Raw genomic sequence first — 19,131 nt, 5'->3', positions numbered from 1 at the left:
ATGGGCGACGCAATGGTCCGGACTCACCGCTCCGACGACGGTCCGGACAGCACGATCGTGGTGGAAGTGCTCGGGCCGCTGGAAGCGGCCACCGTGGGGGCGTTACGGTCGGTGGTCCTCGACACCGTGGATGCGTACCGGCCCCGGACGCTGACCGTGGACCTGCGACGGGTCCCGTTCATGGACTCGATCGGCATCGGGACGCTGGTCGCGATCAACAACAAGACCCGCGAGCACGGTGGCGTGATGGTGGTGAGCAGCCCGTCACCGTTCGTGCACCGCCTGCTGCAGGTGACCGGCCTGACCGACCTGTTCGGCCTGCCGGAGCTGCCCGAGGACGCCCCGGTCTCCGGCGCGGGCGTCATCAGCCTTCCGGAGCGTGGCTGACCGCCCGCCCCGTTCCTGCGTCCTACATGTGGTCGACCGTGATCGTGCCGACGCCCGACGTGGCGTCCAGGTCGTAACGGTCGGCTGCGGCGTCCCAGCCCGCCGACGCGAACGTGGCGCCGGCCGCGACGCCGTTGTTGCCGGCGCCGTCGAGGGTCACCGCACCCGCTCCGCCGCCCGCCCGGACCCGCACCGGGGTGCCCTTCGGGGCGTGCAGGGCCACCGTGTTCGCGCCGCCGGACAGGCGGACGGGCACCGTGCCGTGCGCGGCCGGCAGGGTCAGGTCCACCGCGGCGACGCCGCCGACATACTCGACCGCGGCGAGGTTGCCGAGGTCGCGCAGGTCGGCGGTGCTCGCGTTGGCGCCGGCGGTGAAGCGGACCGTCCAGCGGACGCCGCGGTTGAGGCGGACCTCCACGGCCGCGCCGCCGGGGCCGCCGCTGTCGCCGTCGAGGGTCAACTGGACCACGCCGTCGTCGGTGACCTTGGCCCGCGGCGCCAGCCGGCCGTCGCGCGGGGTCTCGGCCTCGAACAGCCGGTCGCCGAGGTCGGCCGCCTTGACGGTGACCGCGGTGGCGCCGCTGAGCAGGTCGAGCACGGCCGCGTCGCGACCCGCCGCGGGAGCGCTGACCACGTGGTCGCGGGCGTCGGCGGGGTTTTGCGGACCTGTTCGGTACACAACAACGGCGACGACGGCCAGGACCACCACGGCCAGCGCGATCATGCCGCCGATGAGCCAGACCGTGCGCGGCGGCGGGCCGGAGGGCGCGGCGTGGCGCGGCGGGATCTGGACGGTCGTCATGGCGAAGTCTTCTCCCGCATCGACGTGCGCGAAACCCTGCGGGCACCGGCGGGCGCGCGAAACCCCACATCACGGCAAAGGCCGGGGCCGCCGCCACGGGGGAAGCGGCGGCCCCGGCTGTCCTTGGGTTGCCACGCAATGTACTCCACCGCGCGCCGCTCCACAGCCCCTAAATCGTGCCGTCTTGGCGACGTTCGGGAAGTGTCCACTGTGGAGGACAGATCCGCACACGATCGAACAGAACCGCAGTGGCGCAACGGGTCCGGCGCACTACCGGTGCAACATCATCCGGCGGGTAGCTGGGCCGCCCGCCGGGACACCTCGGCCGGGGTCAGCAGCTCGCCGTCGAGGACGACCGCCCAGAAGGCGTCGAGCGGGATCCGCTCGAACAGCGGCGAGCCGAGGCCGCCGAAGACGGACTCGGGCACGAGCTTCAGCGAGGTGGTCACCACGATCGTGGGGACGCTGCGCGCCAGTGCGAGCGTGCCCTTGATGTTGAGGACCCGGGTCGGGCTGATCGCGTCGGCGCCGGCGAGGCCGGTGACCGGCTGCAGGCCCTCGGTGCCGGGGACGTCGACGGTCCCGGCGGGCAGGCCGGCGACGACCGCCTTCACGAGGGCACTGCTCGGCGCGGTGCGGGCCCAGCCGCCGCGCTGGTGCATCAGCCGGGTCGCGGTCGCGACGCTCCGCTCGACGTCGGTGTCGAGCTGATCGCGGATCGCACGCAGGGCGGGCCCCGGGTCGGCGCTGTTGGCGGCCCGGGCGATGTGCCACATCGAGGCGTAGCCGGGCAGCAGTCCCGGCAGGGGCGCGACCACGGTGCGCAGCGCCGGCGGGTCGTGCACGAACTCGGCGAGACCGTCGAGGACCTGCCTGGCCACGCCGGTCGCACCGGACGTCCGGTCCTGCACGGCGGCGGTCAGCAGCGGCGACAACGTTGGCGCGCTCATTTGGCTCAGTTTGCTCCTGTCGATAAAACGGACAACGACCCCAGACAGACTCATGTATGAGACAGCCGGGGTCGATCTCCGTCAAGTAGACAAACGAGCAAGAACCGGTTGGCGCTGCGGGTCTTTACCGACCGGCAATCGGGGCGTAATCGCGGGCGCCGTACCCGGTGTAGACCTGCCGCGGACGGCCGATCTTGGTCTCCGGGTCGTTGATCATCTCGCGCCACTGGGCGATCCAGCCGGGGAGCCGGCCGAGCGCGAAGAGCACGGTGAACATCGTGGTCGGGAAGCCCATGGCCTTGTAGATGAGGCCGGTGTAGAAGTCGACGTTGGGGTACAGCTTCCGGGAGACGAAGAAGTCGTCCGCGAGGGCGATCTCCTCGAGCTGCATGGCCAGGTCGAGCAGCGGGTCGGGCTTGGCCATGCGGCCGAGCACGTCCTGGGCGGCCTTCTTGACGAGGGCCGCGCGCGGGTCGTAGTTCTTGTAGACCCGGTGGCCGAAGCCCATCAGCCGGACGCCGGCCTCCTTGTTCTTGACCTTGCGGACGAACGCGCCGACGTCGCCGCCGTCGGTGTGGATCTCCTGGAGCATCTCCAGCACGGCCTGGTTGGCCCCGCCGTGCAGCGGGCCGAAGAGCGCGTTGACGCCGGCGGACACCGACGCGAAGAGGTTGGCCTGGCTGGAGCCGACGAGGCGGACCGTGGAGGTCGAGCAGTTCTGCTCGTGGTCGGCGTGCAGCAGCAGGAGCATGTCGAGGACCTTGACCTGCACCGGGTCGAGCTCATACGGCGTGGCGGGCACGCCGAAGGTCATCCGCAGGAAGTTCTCGACGTAGCCGAGGGAGTTGTCGGGGTAGAGCATCGGCTGGCCGATGGCCTTCTTGTACGCGTACGACGCGATCGTCGGCACCTTCGCCAGCAGGCGGATGGTGGAGATCTCGACCTGCTCCGTGTCGAACGGGTTGAGGCTGTCCTGGTAGAAGGTGGACAGCGCGCTCACGGCCGACGACAGCACCGCCATCGGGTGCGCGTCGCGGGGGAAGCCGTCGAAGAAGCGGCGCATCTCCTCGTGCAGCAGCGTGTGGTGCTGGATGCGGTCGGTGAACTCCTCCAGCTGCGCGGTGGTCGGCAGCTCACCGTGAATGAGCAGGTAGGAGCTCTCGAGGAAGGTGGACTTCTCGGCCAGTTCCTCGATCGGGTATCCGCGGTAGCGCAGGATGCCCGCGTCGCCGTCGATGTAGGTGATCGACGAGACGCAGGAGGCCGTATTGACGAAGCCGGTGTCCAGCGTGACCTGACCGGTGTTGCTCAGCAGCTTGCCGATCTCGAGACCGCCGGGGCCCTCGGTCGCTTTGCGTACCGGCAGATCGAGTTCGCCGTCCGAATAGGTGATCTTGTACTCACTCATGCGCGTCGTTCCCGTCTCGTCCCGCAGTCCGGCTCATGGCCGCGGCCGCCATTGCCCGCGACCGGCGCTTATGGCGCCGACCGGCAGGATTCCAGATGCATCCGTCCCACCGGCAGCCGGGGCGCGTCACTGCGACATTTCCTACTCGTAACCGCGCCGTACCCCAGGACTTCATCGTCCCATCGTGGGTGAAACCAGGCCATCTTTTCGTGGACGCCCGCTGGCCGCTGTGTTCGCCCGCCCGGGGTGTCGAGCGTTCACCCGGGGTTCCCGGCCAATGAACCCATGCGACGAATGCTCTGCGGCGCCGCGCTGGGCGGCGTGACCGCGCTCCTCGTGCTGCCGGGCGCCGCGGCGGCCGACCCGAGCGCGTCAGCGTCGGCCTCGCCCTCGCCCTCAGCCTCGGCCTCGGCCTCGACCTCGGCCTCCCCGACGGCGACGGTCTCGCCGGCCAGCCCGATCGGGTCGGTCAGCCCGGAGACGACCCAGCCCGGCGGCCGCGTCACGTTCAGCATCGTCTGCGCCGTGGGCGTGCGCTCGGCCGACGTCGCGGGCACCGTGCTGGGCCTCGACGCGCAGATCCCGATGACGCCGGGCACGACCAGCGGGGTGTTCTCGGTGTCGGTGACCATCCCCACGACCATCAGCCCCGGGACGTTCCTCGTGAGCCTGGACTGCGCCGACGGCACCTCGTCGGTCGTCCAGCTGGTCGTCTCGCCGACGGGCGCGGTGCCGGCGGGCGGCGGCTCGACCTCGCGCGGCGTGAACCGGGCCCTGATGGCCACCGGCGGCGGCATGCTGGTCATCGGCGCGGCAGGGGCGCTGATCCTGCGCCGCCGGCCCGACGGCTTGCCGTGACCGCGTACCGCAGCCGCCACGCCCGCGCCACCGCCCCGACCCGGACGGCACCGGGACCGCCGATGGGCAGCTGGCCGCCGGCGCCGGTGCCGGGCGCGGTGCCGCCGGCGCCGGTCTCCGCGGGACGCTCGCCTGTGGGCGCCGGCGGGGCGGCCGCGGCGCTCGTTCCCGCCGGATATTACGGACATATCCGTCATACGAGTCCGGGGGTGGCATGGCGCACGGACCCGCCGCAGCGATGGGCGGCGGCGCAGTCGCAGGTGGCCTGGCCGCCACGGCCCCCGACGATGAACGGGAGCGGGCGGCACGCCGCCGGTGACGCCGGGCCGTTTGCCGGGGGTGGGCCGGCGGCGCCAACGAGCAGGGGTGCCGGGCGCCACGCGGGCGGGCGGCGCCGGGGCGGGGCGCCCGCGGTACACCGGCATGCTCGGCGGCGGGGCGAGCGGTTCCTCATGCGGCCGGACGGATCCTGGCGGGGGACCACCGCCCTGGCGCTCATCGCGACCGTGGTGTGCGGGGTCTCGCTCATCGGGACGTCCTTCGCCGGGACGGCGCCGCCGTACGTGCCGACGGCCGCCGGGGCGTCGGCCGGGATCGGGGCCGCGGTCACGGCGCCCGCCTCGGTGCCGGTGCGGCTGGCGGTCGGAGCCATCGGGGTCGACGCGCCGGTGCGCAACGTCGACGTCGACCAGGTCGGGATGCTCGAGGCGCCGCCGCTGGCGACGCCGAAGGAGGTCGGGTGGTACCGGCGGGGGCCCACGCCCGGGGAGGCCGGCAACTCGGTGCTGGTCGGGCACGTCGACACGGCGGCGACCGGGCCGGCCGTGTTCTACCAGCTGGGGCGGCTCAAGGTCGGGGACGAGGTCAGCGTGTCGCGGGCGGACGGGTCGGCGGTCAGCTTCCGGGTGGACTCGGTGCGGATGTTCCCGAAGACGGACTTCCCGGCCGACCTGGTGTACGGGCCGGCGGCGAAGGCGCAGCTGCGGCTGGTGACGTGCGGGGGGACGTTCGACCAGCGCCAGCGCAGCTACCTCGCGAACACCGTCGTCACCGCGACGATGACGGGGTGGCGTCCGCGGTGAACGGTTCCAGGGTGACGGTGTGGATGCGCTGCCCGGCGACGCGGCGCTGGAGGAGCATGGTGCGCAGGACGCCCACCGCGAAGGGGGAGCCGCTCAGGTAGACGTCGTGGGAGGTCCACTCGGCGAAGTCGACGACGACCTGGGCCAGGGAGCCGCTGAGGTACGGGTGGGCGGGGCCGCGGGCGACGACCGGGTGGACGGTGGCGTGGGCGCAGCGGGCGGCGTGCTCGCGCAGGGACTCCAGGTCGTAGAGGTCGTCGCGGACGGAGACGCCCCAGAAGAGGTGTACCACGCGCTCGTCGCCCCGCTCGGCGAGCCCCGACAGCAGGGCCTTGACCGGCGTGACGTGCACGTCCTCGGCGACGACGAGCACGGCCCCGGCGGAGCCGCTCCCGATGACGAAGTCGCCCTCGGCGCGGTGGAGGCGGATGGGGTCGCCGGGGCGGGTGTCGCGCACGAGGACGCCGGTGGCGTCGTCGCCGGGGAGGGCCTGCACGTGGATCTCGATGCGGTGGTCCTCGGCCGGCGGGTCGCCGATCCAGCAGGCCCGCCAGGCGCCGGGCACCTGGTGCGCCTCGACGATGGCGCGCTGGCCGGCTCGGAAGGGGTACGGCAGGTCGGTGCGCACGGTGAGCACGGCCACGTCGTCGCGGCGCCGGTCGTGCGCGAGGACGGTGCCGGTCCAGAACGGCGCCTCGCCGTGGAACAACTGGGCGCCCTGGCGCAGCCAGCCGACCGCGAAGCGCCACGCGTCCCGCCAGGCGAGCTCGTCGTCGTCGGACCACTCCCCCTCGGCCCGGACGGCGTCGAGCAGTGACTCGGCGAACAGCTCGAACTGCCGGCCCCGGGCGCCCGTCAGCGCGTCGAGCGCCGGAGCGTACGGGGCCAGGGCCGGCACCACGGCGCTCGGCTGGTCGAAGTGCTCGAGCAGCCAGGCGAAGCCGCGCTCGGCCGCCGCGGGGTCGTGGGCGACGGCGGCGTGCAGGACGGTGCGCCGCTTGGGCGGGGTGCCGGCGAGTCGCTCGACGATCCGCCGCGGGTCGGCGCGCTCGCGCAGCTTCGCCTGGAGCTGGGAAAGGTACCCCTGATCGCCCGCTTTCGGCCCGTCCACCGGCCCGTCCTGTGCAAGACTGTCCTGCGGACGATCTTGTTGCCGCTGACGCGGCCGTCCGGGCGCCGGTGGGCGCTCGTGGGCGGCTTGTTCGAGATTCGCCTGCCGCCAGGCCCAGAGCACGGTCAGCGGCTCGTTGCCCCCACCCACCGGTCCAACGTGTGTCACCCGTCCAGTCTCCCGGCTCCCCGGCCCGACGTGCGGGCATTCGTCCAGAATGCACCGCGTCGACGGGAGCGACCTCTGCCCCGCCCGCGTGCGAGAAGCCGCGCTTCGATGTCGGCCGCTCGACGTTACCCGGCCGGATTTTGTCGTACCGGTTTCGTAGAGTGCCGGGCATGTCGTTGGATCTGCTGGAACTGCTGCCCGCCGGTTGGCGGGACCTGATGAAGCCGCATCTCGACCTCGAGGTGGTGCACAAGCTGGAGGCGTTCGTGGAGGCCGAGTATGCGGCCGGCCCCGTCTATCCGCCGCTTCCCGACCTGTTCACGGCGTTCCGGCTGTGCTCGCCCGAGCAGGCCCGGGTGCTGATCCTGGGCCAGGATCCGTATTTCAAGGAGGGCCAGGCCCACGGGCTGAGCTTCTCGGTGCGCCCGGGCGTGTCGGTGCCGCCGTCGCTGCGCAACGTCTACAAGGAGCTGCGCGAGGACCTCGGGGTGACCCCGCCGTCCAACGGCGACCTGACCCCGTGGGCGGCCGACGGCGTCCTGCTGCTCAACGCGGTGCTGACGGTCCGCGCCGGCAAGGCCGCGTCGCACGCGGGCCGCGGCTGGGAGCACTTCACCGACGCCGCGATCAAGGCGCTCGACTCGCTCGACCGGCGGGTCGTGTTCGTGCTGTGGGGCAGCTATGCCCGCAAGAAGGCGGCGCTGGTGACCAATTCGCAGCATCGCATCATCGAGGCCGGGCACCCCAGCCCGATGAACCCGGCGGGCTTCCTCGGCTCGCGGCCGTTCAGCCAGGTCAACGCGGCGCTCGACGAGGCCGGCCTGCCGCCCGTGCACTGGGCCTGACGATGATCCGCGGGGGGCCGGTGTCCGGCCTGGAGGGTCCGCTCTGGCGGGCGCTGCTCGTCTTCCGCATCGCCGCGCTCGGCTACGCGGCGGTGCTGATGGTGAACAACTTCCGGGAGTATGCCTGGCCCCCGGGCGGCTGGCTGGTCATCGCGGTGATGGCGGCGTGGACGGTCGTGGCCAGCCTGGCGTATGCGCGACCCGAGCACCGGGGCTGGCCCCTGCTCGCGGCCGACCTCGCGGTGGCCGGCGGCTGTCTGCTCGCGTCCCGCTGGATCGTCAACCCGGACGGCCTCGGCGTCGGCTCCCCCACGCTGCCGATGGCGTGGGTCGCCTCTCCGGTGGTCGCCTGGGCCATCTCCGGCGGCCGGCGCCGCGGCGCGATCGCGGCCCTCCTGCTCGGCGTCGCCGACGTGGTCGTCCGCAACGGGTTCAGCCAGGCCACGGCCAACGGCCCGGTGCTCATGCTGCTGGTCGGCGTCGGCGTCGGGCACATCGCCCGGCTGGCGATCGACGCCGAGGCCCGCCTGCAGCGCGCGGTCGAGCTGGAGGCCGCGACGCGCGAGCGCGAGCGCCTGGCGCGCGGCATCCACGACTCGGTCCTGCAGGTGCTGGCCCTGGTCCAGCGCCGCGGCGCCGAGCTCGGCGGCGAGGCGGCCGAGCTGGGCCGCCTGGCGGGCGAGCAGGAGGCCACGCTGCGCGCCCTGGTGTCGTCGAGCGGCCCGCTGGCGGCACCCGCGCCCGATTCCGGCGCGCGCGTGCGGCAGACGCCCCACATCCGCCCGGCCCACATCCGCCCGGCGGTGCGCTCGCGCTCCTCCGCCCGCGTCCGGCCGCACGGTCCCGCCGACCTCTCCCCCGCCGGCGCCGAGCGGGCCGACCTGCGCACCCTGCTGGAGCCGCACGCCGCCGCGGGCGTGACGGTGGCCGCGCCGGCCACGCCGGTGCTGCTCCCCGCTCCGGTGGCCGCCGAGGTGGCCGCGGCGGTGGCGGCGGCGATCGACAACGCGCACCGGCACGCCGGCCCGGACGCCCAGGTCTGGCTCCTGCTGGAGGAGCTCCCCGATGGCGTGACCGTCACGGTCCGCGACAACGGGGCCGGCATGCCGGCCGACCGGCTGGCCGAGGCCGAGCAGGCGGGGCGGCTGGGAGTGGCGCAGTCGATCCGCGGACGGATCCGGGACCTGGGCGGCTCGGTGACGGTGACGTCACGGCCGGGCGCGGGGACGGAGGTGGAGCTGCACATTCCACGCTGAGGCTTCACCCACGGGCGCCGCCGCCGGCCCGGCCCCGGCCACCGACTCGGCCACGCCACCACCGACTCGGCCACGCCGCCAGCACGCTCAATGCGGCCGCCGCCACGGGCTCGGGTCCGGCCAGCGCCGACTCGGCCCAGCCCGCCACGCGTGCGGCCCGGCCGCCACCGGCTCGATTCAGCTCCCACCGGCTCGGCTCGGCCGCCGCTGGCTCGGTTCGGCTGCACCGGCTCGGCCGCCACCGGCTCGGCCGCGACGCCGACACGCTCCAGCGGCAGCCCTCAACGGACGACTCCGGTCGGCGCTGACGCCAGCGCGCCCCGCACGGTCCGTGCGACCACCATGGGCTCGGGTGCGGCCGGCGCCGAACCGGCCAGCCCGCCACGCGTGCGGCCCGACCGCCACCGGCTCGGATCGGCTGCCACCGGCTCGGGTCCGCTGCCACCGGCTCGGCCACGCCGGCCGCGCGCTCCAGGGGCCGCCGCCCGAGGGTTGGTTCCGGCCGCCTTCGCTTGGGCCGGCCGGGTGCCGTTCGCTTGGGCCGGCCGGGTGCCGTTCGCTTGGGCCGGCTGTCGGGAGGGGGCTGGATCTCGGGGTCGGGATTGATGCTCTGTTCTGCGGCATCGGAACGACGCCTGTCCGTGTGGGCGTGGTCACCCCCGGCCGAGCGCTGCGATGAGGTGGCGAGGTGGTTGGCGAGGGCCATGATCGATGGAGAGTTCTGGCTGCCATGGCGACCAGGACTCTCCATCGATCATGGCGCCAGGCGGCGCGACGGGTTTCTGCCGTGCGCTATCCGTCGCCGCTTGGGCGACATTTCCGTTAAGTCGGGCACCGAGCGCTGACGGCAGGGCGCCGCGGGGCGGGTGCATCGGGGTGCGGGCGCCGGCGGCTCGGGGAGGTCCATGACCGTGGGAAGGGAATGGCCGGCCCCCGGCCGCCAGATGGTTCCCACGATCATGGGAGCTGGGCGGGCGCCGGTGGGAGTGGCTGCGCCGTTAGGGTGCAGGGGTGGATGGGCGTGCGGCCTTGCGGGTGATGGTTGTCGATGACCATCCCATGTGGCGTGACGGGGTGGCTCGGGATCTGGCCGAGGCCGGGTATGAGGTTGTGGCCGCCGTTGGGGAAGGGGCGCAGGCCGTGCGCATCGCCGGGTCGGTGCGGCCCGGGGTCGTCGTCCTTGACCTGCAGCTGCCCGACCTGCCCGGGACCCAGGTTATCCAGGGGATTCTCGCCAGCTGCCCGGACGCCCGGATTCTCATGCTGTCGGCCAGCGGCGAGCAGCAGGACGTGCTCGACGCCGTGAAGGCGGGCGCCACGGGGTACCTTGTCAAGTCCGCCGCGCGTGAGGAGTTTCTCGCGGCGGTGCGGCGGACGGCGGAGGGCGATCCCGTGTTCACGCCGGGGCTGGCGGGGCTGGTGCTCGGGGAGTTCCGGCGGCTGGCCAGCGTCACCCGCGCGGAGGGCCCCGAGGCGCCGCGGCTCACCGAGCGGGAGACCGAGGTGCTGCGGCTGGTCGCCAAGGGGGTCACGTACAAGGAGATCGCCGAGCGGCTGGTCCTGTCGCACCGGACCGTGCAGAACCATGTGCAGAACACGCTCGGAAAGCTGCAGCTGCACAGCCGGGTCGACCTGGTGCGGTATGCGATCGAGCGGGGGCTCGACGAGGACGGGTGAGGCTCACGCCACGCCGTAGATGTCCAGCAGGTAGTGGCCCAGCACCGACTCGGTGGACAGGTCCAGCACCAGGACCAGGAACACGTTCGGGGTCTCGCAGTTCACCAGCACGTGCTGGCGGTTGCCGCGCGGCATGTGCCAGGCGTAGGTCACGCTGCCCTCGGAGAAGTCGTGGCCGCCCAGGTCCTCCTCCGGGACCTCGTCGAAGTAGGGCCAGAAGTCGAAGGGTGGCTCGTCCTCCGGCCCGATCTGGATCGGCTCCGGCTCCATCGTCGCCCGGTACTCGGCCTCGGTCAGCAACCGCATCCCGCCAAGCATGCCGTCCCGCAGGGTGGACCGGAAGGACGTACTCAGGCGAAGTTGAGTACGCCGGACGATCCTGAAGCCGGCGGTACCGCCGCATGCTGTGACCCATGGTGACCTATCCCTGCCCGTTCTGCGGTGCGCCGGCCGACCTCGACGCCGGGTGCTCCGGCTGCGGCCGCCCGGCCTACCCGGACGCCGCCGAGGTGCTGCGGCTCAACGGGCGCACGATCGAGTTGTACCGCGAGGTGCAGGGCGCCCGCGCGCAGCTCGACGAGGCGCGGACCCGCTACGGCGCCGCGGTCCAGCGGTTCACGGCCGCCCAGTCGCAGCGCGACCTGCTCGCCGCCCGGGTCCGGCAGGCGGTCGCCATGGCGGGCAGAACCGAGGCCGCAACACCCCGGCCGGCCGTGCAACCGCCGCCCGCCGCGCCGCCGTGGCAGCAGGCGCCCCGGCCCGAGGCCCGCCCGCGGACGGTCCAGAACCTCCTCTTCATCCTCGGCGGACTGCTCCTCGGCAGCGCCGCCGTCGTCTTCGCCGCCGTCGCGTGGGCCAACTTCGGCGTCATCGGGCGGGCGGCCATCCTCGCCGCCGTCACGCTCGTCACGCTCGCCGTCCCGCTGGTCGCCCTGCGCCGCGACCTGCGCGGCACCGCCGAGACGTTCGCGGCGCTCGGCCTGCTGCTCGTGGTCCTCGACGGGTACGCCGCCTGGTACGTCAACCTCGTCGGCCTCGCCGACGCCATCCGCCCCAGCGCGTTCGCCGGCCTGGTCGGCCTGGTCACGGCGGCGATCGGCGGCGGGTACGCGGCCGCCACCAAGCTCCGCGGCCCGCGCCTCGCCGCCGTCCTCGCGCTCCAGCCGGTGCTGCCGCTGCTGGTCACCGACCGCGGCCTGGGCCCGGCCGGCTGGGCGGCCGTGTTCGTCGCGCTGGCGGCGGTGAACGTCCTGCTCGCCCGTACCGTCGACATCCTCGCCTGGGCGTTGGCCGGCTGCGCGTCACTGGTCGTGCTGCCACCGCTCCTCTATGCGCTCGCCACGGCCGACGGGGTGCCCGCCGCCGCCCGCGCGTCGGCGAGCGCGCTCCTGCTGGCGGCGCTGGTCGTGGCCACCGGCCTGCTCAACCGAGTCACCGCCCACGTGGCGACCGGCGTCGCGGCCGGGCTCGTCGCCGCGGCCGGGATGCGGCTGGTCGCCGAGGCCGCGCCCGGGCAGCGGTACCTCGGCTTCGCGCTCGTCGCCGCGCTGGTCGCCGTCGCCTCGAGCGTGCTGCCCGGCCGGGTCCGGCGCGGCGGATGGATCGGCGCGCTGGTCGTCGCCGGCGTGACGGCGCTGCCGTTCGCGGGCGGGGCCGTCGGCGGCGCCGCGATCGCGGTCGAGGCCGCCCTGCCCGCCTGGCGGGCGCACGCGGGGACGATCGACGCGGTGTACGACTGGCAGGTCCCGGCCGCCCTCGCCGTCCTCGGCGCCGCCGTCGCGCTGCTCGTCCGGCACCGCGCGGCCGGGTACGCCACGGTCGTCACCGTCGCCCTCTCCGCACCGGAAGCCTGGACGACGCCGCTCGCCGCGGTCCTGCTCGTGGACGCCGCGCTGCTCGTCGCGCTGGCCGCCGTCGCGCTCCGCCTGGACCGCGGCGCCGCCGTCGCGCTGCCGGTCGTGGCGCTGCACCTGCTGCTCACCGGCCTGGCCACCGCGCCGCTGACGCTCGCCTCCGCCGTGGTCGTCGCCGCGGTGTCCGCGGTGGTCGCGGCCCGCGGTGCCGACCGCCCGCTCAGCCTCCCGGCCACCGTCGCGGCGTGCGGCCTCCTGCCCGTCGCGGCCGCCGCCGCCTGCCGCTGGGTCGTCAGCGGTACCGCACGTGTCGCCGACGTGCCGCCGCCGCTGCTGGCCGCGTTCGCCGGCCTGCTCCTGGGCACGGCGGCGGCCGTCCTGCTGGGCCGCCGCCTGGCGACCGGCGCCGGCCCGCTCGCCGTGTCGGTGACGGTGGCCGGCCTGACGATCGCGGCGGTCACGGTGTCGGCGACGGACGGCGGCCGTACCCCGTTCGGCGTCCTCGCCGCCGCCGCGCTGCTCTGCCTCTGGCCGGTCCGGGAACCGCGGCCGGCGGAGGCCGGCGGGGCGGCGCCGGGGTGGGCCGCGGCCGCCTGGCTGCCCGGTGCGGTCGTCGGCGGGCTCGCCGCGCTGGTCGCGGTGGTGCCGGCGGTGCTCGTGGTGGTGTTCCGGCCGTACCAGTGGCTGACCGCGGTCTGGCGCGGCGCCCCGTCGGGGGTCGGGCTCGGCACCGGGCCGGGCGACGCGCTCGAACCGTTCGTCCCCGCGCTGCGGGCCGGTCCCGCCGCGGCCGGGCTGTTGCTGCTGGCGGCGTCGGCGCTGCTGGCCGCCCGGCGCTTCCGGCTGCCGGTCCGGTCGGTGGCGGTACCCCCGCTGACCCTCGCCGCCGTCCTCGCCTGCGTCGCCGTCGCGGCGCCGTGGCCCGTCGTGCCGGCGGTGACCCTCGCCGGCGGCCTGGTCACCGGCGTCCTGGCCGCGGTGCGTCCGCTGCGGGTCAACGTCGGCGCGGTCACCTGCTGGCTGACGGCCGGCGCGGGCCTCGCCGGCTGCCTGCCGACCGAGGCCGCGACGCTCGCCGCGCTGGGCGCGATCGTGGTGGCCGCCGCCGTCGCGGGGGTCGCCGGGCAGCGGTCCGGGGCGCGGGTCGCCGGCTGGCTGGTCGCGGCGGTCGCCGCGGGCTGGCTGGCGTTCGCCGCCGGGCGGGCCGCCGACCTGCCGCTGCGCTGGACCGCGTACGCCGTGCTCGGCGCGGCCGCGCTCCTGCTGCTGGTGGCGCGGGCGGTGGCGCGGCTTCGCACGGGCGCCGAGCGCCGGCGGGAGGCGCTCGTCGTCGAGGTCGCCGCGCACGCCGCCGCCCTGGTCGCGGTGCTGCTCGCGATCGGGAACCCGGGCGCCATGGCCGGGATCGCCGGGCTCTGGGGCGTCGCGCTCGGGCTGCGGGCGCTGGCCGGCGGGCCGCGCGGATGGTTCGCCGGGGCGGCCACCGGTGCGGAGCTGGTCGCGTACTGGCTGGTGCTGGCGGCGAACGGCGTCGACGTGGCGGAGGCCTACACGGTGCCCGCCGGCGCGCTCGCCGTGGCCGCCGGATGGGTGGTCAGCTCGCGCAACGCCACCGTCACCAGCTGGGTGGCGTTCGCGCCCGGGCTGCTCGCCGGGTTCGCGCCCAGCCTCGCGCTCGTCTTCGTGGGCGACGGCGCGCCGCTGCGGCGGCTCGTCCTCGGCGCGGTCGCGCTGGCCGTCGTCGTGGGCGGGGCCGCGTGGCGGCTGCAGGCGCCGTTCGTGGTCGGCGGGGTCGTGCTCGGCGTCCTGGCCGTGCACGAGGTCGCGCTCTACTGGGACCTGCTGCCCCGCTGGGCGCCGCTCGCCGTGGCCGGCCTGGTGCTGGTCACGCTGGCCACGACCTACGAGCGCCGCCGCCGCGACCTCGACCGGCTGCGCTCCGCCGTGGGCCGGATGCGCTGACCCGGCCCCGGTCGGCTACGGCGCGACGATCGTCGACGTGCGGCGGGCGTGGTCGGCGGCGGCCAGCACGCGCACCACCTGAGCGCCGAAGGCGGCGTCGCACGGGTGCGGGGTGCCGGTCGCCGCGGCCTCCATGAGCGCCGTGGCGGCCGCGCCGAACGCGCCGAGGGCGGTCGTGTCCCAGGTGGGGAGGGTCGTGGCGCCGTGCTCCCCGAAGTACGAGAACCCGAACGACAGCGCGTCGGGGGCGGCGTCGAGCGTCAGCGAGAGGGTGCTGGCGGCCCCGCCCTCGTGCCGCAGCAGCAGGTGGACGGTGTCGCGCGGCCCCTCGGCGGCGGAGAGGTCGACGACCGGCCCGAGCAGCGGCAGGATCACCGAGAGCGCGTGCGGCCCGAGGTCCCACAGCCCGCCGTGCTCCTTCCGCCAGGCCGACCCGGCGTAGGGGTTCCCCGGCTGGAAGATCGAGGCATACATGGTGCCGTGGGCGGCGTACCACCCGCCGAGCGCCGCGTTCTCCCGCAGGAAGGCGTCGACGGCGGGCACGAACCGGTTGGTGAAGAACACGACGGAGGCGACCCCGGTCTCCTCGACGGCCGCCACGACGGCGTCGGCGGACTCGGTGGTCAACGCGAGCGGCTTGTCGAGCAGCAGGTGCCGCCCGGCCCGGGCCGCCCGGATGGCCAGCTCCGCCTGCACGTCGGGCGGCAACGCGATGGCGACGGCGTCCACGTCGGCGAGCAGGGCGTCCACGTCGGCATACGCGCTCGCCCCGTATTCGGCGGCGATCCCGGCCGCCTTCTCCGGATCGCGCCCCCAGACCCCGACGAGCTCCGCATCCGGGTGCGCGGCGAGTGCCGCCGCCTGCGTCGCCCGCGCCCAATGCCCCGTACCCAACACTCCGAATCGCACGCGGCCATTCTCCACGAGCCGGCGGGACGCCCGCGCCCGCCCCGCGACGATCGACGCGAGTCCCGCCCTTCGCTGCCGCCAGCTGCCCCCTGGACGGAACTCCGCCGGGTCCACCCGACATTCCGGAAATGTCGGGCGCAGATCGGGCCTGCTGGCGGCGGACGGCGCGGCACCCCATGATCCATGGCAACTTCTGGCTGCCATGGCAACCAGGACTCTCCATCGATCACGGCCGAACGGAGGGCACGGCCGGCGGAGGCAGCGCCGGCGGAGGCAGGGCCGGCGGAGGCAGGGCGTCAGGTGCGTTCGGCGGGTCGGGTGGGTTCCTCCGGGGCGTGGCGGCCGATCCAAGCGTCGATCTTGGCCCACCACTCGTACAGCCACTCCACGCGCTCCTCCTGGCCCGTCGGGACCTCATCGGGCTCGACCGACCACCAGCGCATGGTGATCGTCAGGTCCAGCGGGAGGTGGCGCCACACGTCGGCCACGGTCAGGAGCTTGTCCAGGCCCGTGTGGGCCACCCAGATCACGCCCGCCTCCGGGGCCGCGTCGAGGGCGGCCAGCGTGCCGCCCGGGCGGGGCGCCAGGACGTGGCGCATGCGCTCCGCACGCTCGGCCATCGTGTGCAGGCCCAGGTCGTGCAGGCGTTGGATGGCTCGGACGCGGCGGTTCGGGGTGAAGTTGCCGCCCTCGGGGAACAGGACCAGGACGTCGTTGTCGTCCAGGCCGGTCGCCAGGCGGCCGATCATCGACTCGGCGCCCTCGGCGACCGTGATGAAGTGGTTCGGGAGGCGGTTCAGCAGCACGTCGATGACCGGGTCCCACTGCAGGGTCGCCTTGAGGACGATCCGCGGCTCGCGGTCGAACCAGTTCACCAGCGCGTGGACCAGCAGGAACGAGTCGCCCGGGCCGGCGTGGCGGCAGAACACGAGCTCCGGCTGGCCCGGGGCGGCCACGTCGGGATCGGTGCCGACCACGGCCACCTTCACGCCCAGGGCCCAGCGCGCCTGGCCGTACAGGATCCGGAGGAAGCGGCCGACGAGCACGTAGTGGGCGCGCTGGAAACGGGGGCCGCGGATGCGCCAGCCGAAGCCGCTGGCCACCCAGAGCACGAACAGGACGACGAGGGCGACCAGCTCCAGGAACAGGTAGACGGCGACCATCCAGGAGACCCGCAGGGCACGCAGGCGGCCGGAGCCGAGCGGGCCCAGGGCGCCGGCCAGCAGCAGCCACACCGGCATCGTCACGAGGACTGCGCTGATCAGGACCAGCGCCACCGGCGCGACGACGATGCGGCGGACCCAGCGGGGCGGCACTATCCCATCGCCTCCAGATAGGCGCAGCTGGCCCGGTAGGCGCGCTCGATGCGGGCGCGGGCGGCGGCGAGGTTGCGGTAGGACAGCGGGGAGTCGTCGCGCGGCGAGCCACCGCCGGTGGGCAGGACGTGCACGGTCACCTCCGGCGGCGCCTCGCGCAGTTCCCGCGCAAAGCGGTGCCGCCGGGCCACCTCGAACGCGACCTGCGCAACCTCCCACGGCCGGCGGGGCGGGCGCAAGGGCCGTTCGACCCGCCCGACCTGCATGACGAAGACCGTTCGCGCGCCCAGCTCCACGGCCCGGCCGACGGGCACCGAGTTGACGATGCCGCCGTCGATGAAGTGCTCTTCCCCCAGGTGTACCGGCGGCAGGAGCCCCGGCACCGCGGCGGACGCGAGGACCGCATCGACGAGCGGGCCGGCGGAGAACCAGTGCTCGGCGGCCCGTTCGATGCTCGCGGCGCAGCACTGGAACGGCACCGGCAGGTCGGCGAAGGTGGTGACGTCGCCCAGCTCGCGCTCCAGGAGCCGGCGCAGCGGGGCCGGCGAGTGCAGATGGGTGCGCCGGGCGAAGCGGCCGAGCTGGCGGGGCAGGGAGTCGCCGTAGACGGTGCGGGCCTCCTCGGACGCCCACAGCTCGACCAGCCGGTCGGCGACCTCCTCGGTCGGCCGGGCGGCGACGGCGGCGCCGTTGAACGCCCCGATCGAGGTGCCCACCACCAGGTCGGGCCGGATGCCGGCGTGCAGCACGGCCCGGGCCATGCCGACCTCGTAGGCGCCGAGCACGCCTCCCCCGCCGAAGACGAACCCGATCGGCGGGGCGAGTGGTTCAGGCACGGACGCGGGGCCTCTTCCTGGTGCGCTGGGCCGGCGGTGTGGTGTAACCGTAGCTCGGCGGCGGCTGGTCGTCAGACCGGCGGCCACCACCCGGCGGGGGCCCGCCACCCGGCGGCGGCCCGCCGCCCGGGCCGGGGTTCTGCGGCCGGGCGGGCGGGCGGTCCTCGGTCTTCGGCGCGTCGATGACGCCGCCGGTGAGGCCGGGCAGCTGCTCGTCGGGCTGCTGCTGGGCGACGCGCGTGTCGCAGTCGGTCTCGTTGAGGGCGAAGCCCTCGGGCGGGATGGGCTGGCCGCCGAACCCGTCGACGCCGAAGGTGACCGCCTTGCCGGGCGGGAGCGACTCCTCGCCGGTGACCCGCATCCCGCCGACCTCCGAGCGGTACCGCAGCACCCCGTCCATCCGCTCGATGCTCTGGCCGCCGGGCAGCCGGAACACCAGCACCCAGGGGTCGAGCGCGCGGTTGCCGGTGTTCGCCACGGTCACCCGGGCCTCGAACGCCCGGTCCTGGCTGCCGAGCGCGGCCGGGCGGATGTAGAAGTCGACCTGGCAGGCGGGGCGCGCGACCCAGGGCCGCCAGATGACCACGCCCGTGGTCGCACCGGTGGCGACGACGGCCGCGATCACGGCGGCCCACATGCGCCGGCGCCGGCGGCGGGCCAGGCGGGCGCGGCGCGTGGGCACGTCGACCCGCTCGCGGACGGGCGTGGCCGATCCCGCCGGGACGGGCGGGATCGGCGGCACGTGGACCTCCTGCGTGGAGGAGCCGTCCTCGCCGGGCAGCACGACGTGGATGCCGGTCGCCGCGGCGAGGACGCGGGCCACCTCGACCGCCGGCGGCCGGGCCTCCGGGTCCTTGGCCAGGCAACGGCCGACCAGGGCCGGGATCTCCTCGGGCAGGCCGGGGATGCCGGGCAGCGGGTGCGGCGGCTCGTAGACGTGGTTGGCGATCATCTGGGTGGGGGTGTCCGCGTGCCAGGGCAGCCGGTCGGTGAGGCAGCGGTACACGAGCAGCCCGACGGTGTAGACGTCGGTGGCCGGCACGACGCCCCCGCCGAGCAGGCGCTCCGGGGCGAGGTAGGCCGGGGTGCCGAAGACCCGGCCCTCGTACTCGTCGTCGGGGTCGAGCGACCCGGTGAGCCCGGCCACGCCGAAGTCGAGGATCTTGGCGCCGGCCGAGGTCAGCATGACGTTGCTCGGCTTGATGTCGCGGTGCACGACGCCGCGCTCGTGCGCGGCGGCCAGCCCGGCGGCGACCTGCGCGCAGATCTGGGTGGCGCGGCGCCAGGACATGGGGCCGGAGCGGAGCCGGTCGGAGAGCAGCTCCCCGGCGAGCAGCTCCATCACGACGTACGGGCGGCGGCCGTTGCGCCCGTCGGCGAGGTCGCCGGCCTCGCCGTAGTCGTGCACGGCGGTGATGTTCGGGTGCTGGAGGCGGGCGACGACCTGGGCCTCGGCGCGGATGCGCTCCCGGTTGCCGGCCTTGCTGGCGAGTTCCCCGGCGAGCAGCTTGACGGCCACGTCACGGTCGAGCACGAGATCGGTGGCCCGCCAGACCACCGCCATGCCGCCGGTGCCAACAGGTGCGATGAGCCGGTACCTGTTCCCGAGGACTTCGTCGGCTTGGCCGCTCACCCAGTTGCCCCTGATCGACTCCGGTCGCTGTTCGTGAGCAACCGTACCGGGCGATGGGCCTGCTGGCGAGCCCCAAAA

The 19,131-nt window shown here is 74.9% G+C and carries 17 protein-coding genes; 7 read left to right on the top strand and 10 right to left on the bottom strand.

Features of this window, described 5'->3' with window-relative positions; genetic code table 11:
- Window positions 1–12 precede the first annotated feature (12 nt).
- The gene (locus tag IEZ31_RS38950) at window positions 13–387 is read left to right on the top strand and encodes an STAS domain-containing protein (protein ID WP_229836305.1); all 375 of its coding nucleotides are present in this window, start codon (window positions 13–15) and stop codon (window positions 385–387) included.
- 22 nt (window positions 388–409) lie between these two features.
- Here the strand turns inward: IEZ31_RS38950 and IEZ31_RS38945 are convergent, their stop codons facing one another.
- From IEZ31_RS38945 to IEZ31_RS38930, 4 genes are all read right to left on the bottom strand, one after another.
- Entirely contained in the window at window positions 410–1,189 is a 780-nt protein-coding gene (locus IEZ31_RS38945; RefSeq protein WP_190255124.1) for a hypothetical protein, read from the bottom strand.
- A gap of 284 nt (window positions 1,190–1,473) precedes the next feature.
- Window positions 1,474–2,139 carry a hypothetical protein gene (locus tag IEZ31_RS38940; RefSeq protein WP_190255123.1) on the bottom strand — a complete coding sequence of 222 codons (666 nt, stop codon included), beginning with the start codon at window positions 2,137–2,139 and terminating at the stop codon, window positions 1,474–1,476.
- A gap of 124 nt (window positions 2,140–2,263) precedes the next feature.
- Window positions 2,264–3,547: a citrate synthase gene (locus IEZ31_RS38935; RefSeq protein WP_190255122.1), complete on the bottom strand. Its 1,284-nt coding sequence runs from the start codon at window positions 3,545–3,547 to the stop codon at window positions 2,264–2,266.
- A 257-nt stretch (window positions 3,548–3,804) separates the two neighbouring features.
- Entirely contained in the window at window positions 3,805–4,053 is a 249-nt protein-coding gene (locus IEZ31_RS38930) for a hypothetical protein (RefSeq protein WP_190255121.1), read from the bottom strand.
- A gap of 19 nt (window positions 4,054–4,072) precedes the next feature.
- Between IEZ31_RS38930 and IEZ31_RS38925 the strand changes: the two genes are divergently transcribed.
- Entirely contained in the window at window positions 4,073–4,405 is a 333-nt protein-coding gene (locus IEZ31_RS38925; RefSeq protein ID WP_190255120.1) for a hypothetical protein, read from the top strand.
- Window positions 4,406–4,857: 452 nt separating this feature from the next.
- Entirely contained in the window at window positions 4,858–5,487 is a 630-nt protein-coding gene (locus IEZ31_RS38920) for a class F sortase (RefSeq protein ID WP_190255119.1), read from the top strand.
- On the opposite strand, the gene IEZ31_RS38915 is transcribed toward IEZ31_RS38920, so the two are convergent.
- Window positions 5,453–6,598, bottom strand: coding sequence for a hypothetical protein (locus tag IEZ31_RS38915; protein ID WP_190255118.1), 1,146 nt, complete (start codon window positions 6,596–6,598; stop codon window positions 5,453–5,455). The two genes, IEZ31_RS38920 and IEZ31_RS38915, sit on opposite strands and share 35 nt — an antisense overlap.
- Window positions 6,599–6,936: 338 nt before the next feature.
- Between IEZ31_RS38915 and ung the strand changes: the two genes are divergently transcribed.
- The 3 genes from ung (at window position 6,937) to IEZ31_RS38900 (ending at window position 10,544) form a co-directional block, all read left to right on the top strand.
- Window positions 6,937–7,611, top strand: coding sequence for a uracil-DNA glycosylase (ung, locus tag IEZ31_RS38910; RefSeq protein WP_190255117.1), 675 nt, complete (start codon window positions 6,937–6,939; stop codon window positions 7,609–7,611).
- A 2-nt stretch (window positions 7,612–7,613) separates the two neighbouring features.
- On the top strand, window positions 7,614–8,867 hold the full coding sequence (gene macS, locus IEZ31_RS38905; RefSeq protein ID WP_190255116.1) for a MacS family sensor histidine kinase: 1,254 nt from the start codon (window positions 7,614–7,616) through the stop codon (window positions 8,865–8,867).
- Between the two features lie 1,038 nt (window positions 8,868–9,905).
- Complete coding sequence (locus IEZ31_RS38900; protein WP_190255156.1) at window positions 9,906–10,544, top strand: response regulator; 639 nt, start codon at window positions 9,906–9,908, stop codon at window positions 10,542–10,544.
- A gap of 3 nt (window positions 10,545–10,547) precedes the next feature.
- Here IEZ31_RS38900 and IEZ31_RS38895 read toward each other — a convergent pair whose 3' ends face one another.
- Window positions 10,548–10,850: a hypothetical protein gene (locus tag IEZ31_RS38895; RefSeq protein ID WP_190255115.1), complete on the bottom strand. Its 303-nt coding sequence runs from the start codon at window positions 10,848–10,850 to the stop codon at window positions 10,548–10,550.
- Window positions 10,851–10,957: 107 nt separating this feature from the next.
- Here IEZ31_RS38895 and IEZ31_RS38890 point away from each other — a divergent pair, with 107 nt between their 5' ends.
- Entirely contained in the window at window positions 10,958–14,359 is a 3,402-nt protein-coding gene (locus IEZ31_RS38890) for an SCO7613 C-terminal domain-containing membrane protein (RefSeq protein ID WP_190255114.1), read from the top strand.
- Between the two features lie 15 nt (window positions 14,360–14,374).
- On the opposite strand, the gene IEZ31_RS38885 is transcribed toward IEZ31_RS38890, so the two are convergent.
- From IEZ31_RS38885 to IEZ31_RS38870, 4 genes are all read right to left on the bottom strand, one after another.
- A complete protein-coding gene (locus tag IEZ31_RS38885; RefSeq protein WP_190255113.1) occupies window positions 14,375–15,268 on the bottom strand; it encodes a Gfo/Idh/MocA family protein in 894 nt (297 codons plus the stop codon).
- A 296-nt stretch (window positions 15,269–15,564) separates the two neighbouring features.
- Complete coding sequence (locus tag IEZ31_RS38880) at window positions 15,565–16,584, bottom strand: 1-acyl-sn-glycerol-3-phosphate acyltransferase (protein WP_229836303.1); 1,020 nt, start codon at window positions 16,582–16,584, stop codon at window positions 15,565–15,567.
- Window positions 16,584–17,420 (bottom strand): patatin-like phospholipase family protein, encoded by an 837-nt coding sequence (locus tag IEZ31_RS38875; protein ID WP_190255112.1) that lies wholly within the window; start codon window positions 17,418–17,420, stop codon window positions 16,584–16,586. Before IEZ31_RS38875 ends, IEZ31_RS38880 begins: the two co-directional genes overlap by 1 nt.
- Complete coding sequence (locus IEZ31_RS38870) at window positions 17,413–19,053, bottom strand: protein kinase domain-containing protein (RefSeq protein WP_190255111.1); 1,641 nt, start codon at window positions 19,051–19,053, stop codon at window positions 17,413–17,415. Before IEZ31_RS38870 ends, IEZ31_RS38875 begins: the two co-directional genes overlap by 8 nt.
- Window positions 19,054–19,131 lie beyond the last annotated feature (78 nt).

Origin of the sequence: Dactylosporangium sucinum (genome assembly GCF_014647515.1) — a bacterium.
Classification (GTDB): domain Bacteria; phylum Actinomycetota; class Actinomycetes; order Mycobacteriales; family Micromonosporaceae; genus Dactylosporangium; species Dactylosporangium sucinum.
This window is presented reverse-complemented; position numbering and strand designations above follow the sequence as displayed.

What these genes read in the sequence shown, in the direction of transcription:
- IEZ31_RS38950 (WP_229836305.1), top strand. Translation starts at nt 13, where the DNA reads ATGGTCCGGACTCACCGCTCCGACGACGGTCCGGACAGCACGATCGTG.
- IEZ31_RS38945 (WP_190255124.1), bottom strand. Translation starts at nt 1,189, where the DNA reads ATGACGACCGTCCAGATCCCGCCGCGCCACGCCGCGCCCTCCGGCCCG.
- IEZ31_RS38940 (WP_190255123.1), bottom strand. Translation starts at nt 2,139, where the DNA reads ATGAGCGCGCCAACGTTGTCGCCGCTGCTGACCGCCGCCGTGCAGGAC.
- IEZ31_RS38935 (WP_190255122.1), bottom strand. Translation starts at nt 3,547, where the DNA reads ATGAGTGAGTACAAGATCACCTATTCGGACGGCGAACTCGATCTGCCG.
- IEZ31_RS38920 (WP_190255119.1), top strand. Translation starts at nt 4,858, where the DNA reads ATGCGGCCGGACGGATCCTGGCGGGGGACCACCGCCCTGGCGCTCATC.
- ung (WP_190255117.1), top strand. Translation starts at nt 6,937, where the DNA reads ATGTCGTTGGATCTGCTGGAACTGCTGCCCGCCGGTTGGCGGGACCTG.
- macS (WP_190255116.1), top strand. Translation starts at nt 7,614, where the DNA reads ATGATCCGCGGGGGGCCGGTGTCCGGCCTGGAGGGTCCGCTCTGGCGG.
- IEZ31_RS38900 (WP_190255156.1), top strand. Translation starts at nt 9,906, where the DNA reads ATGGTTGTCGATGACCATCCCATGTGGCGTGACGGGGTGGCTCGGGAT.
- IEZ31_RS38895 (WP_190255115.1), bottom strand. Translation starts at nt 10,850, where the DNA reads ATGCGGTTGCTGACCGAGGCCGAGTACCGGGCGACGATGGAGCCGGAG.
- IEZ31_RS38890 (WP_190255114.1), top strand. Translation starts at nt 10,958, where the DNA reads ATGGTGACCTATCCCTGCCCGTTCTGCGGTGCGCCGGCCGACCTCGAC.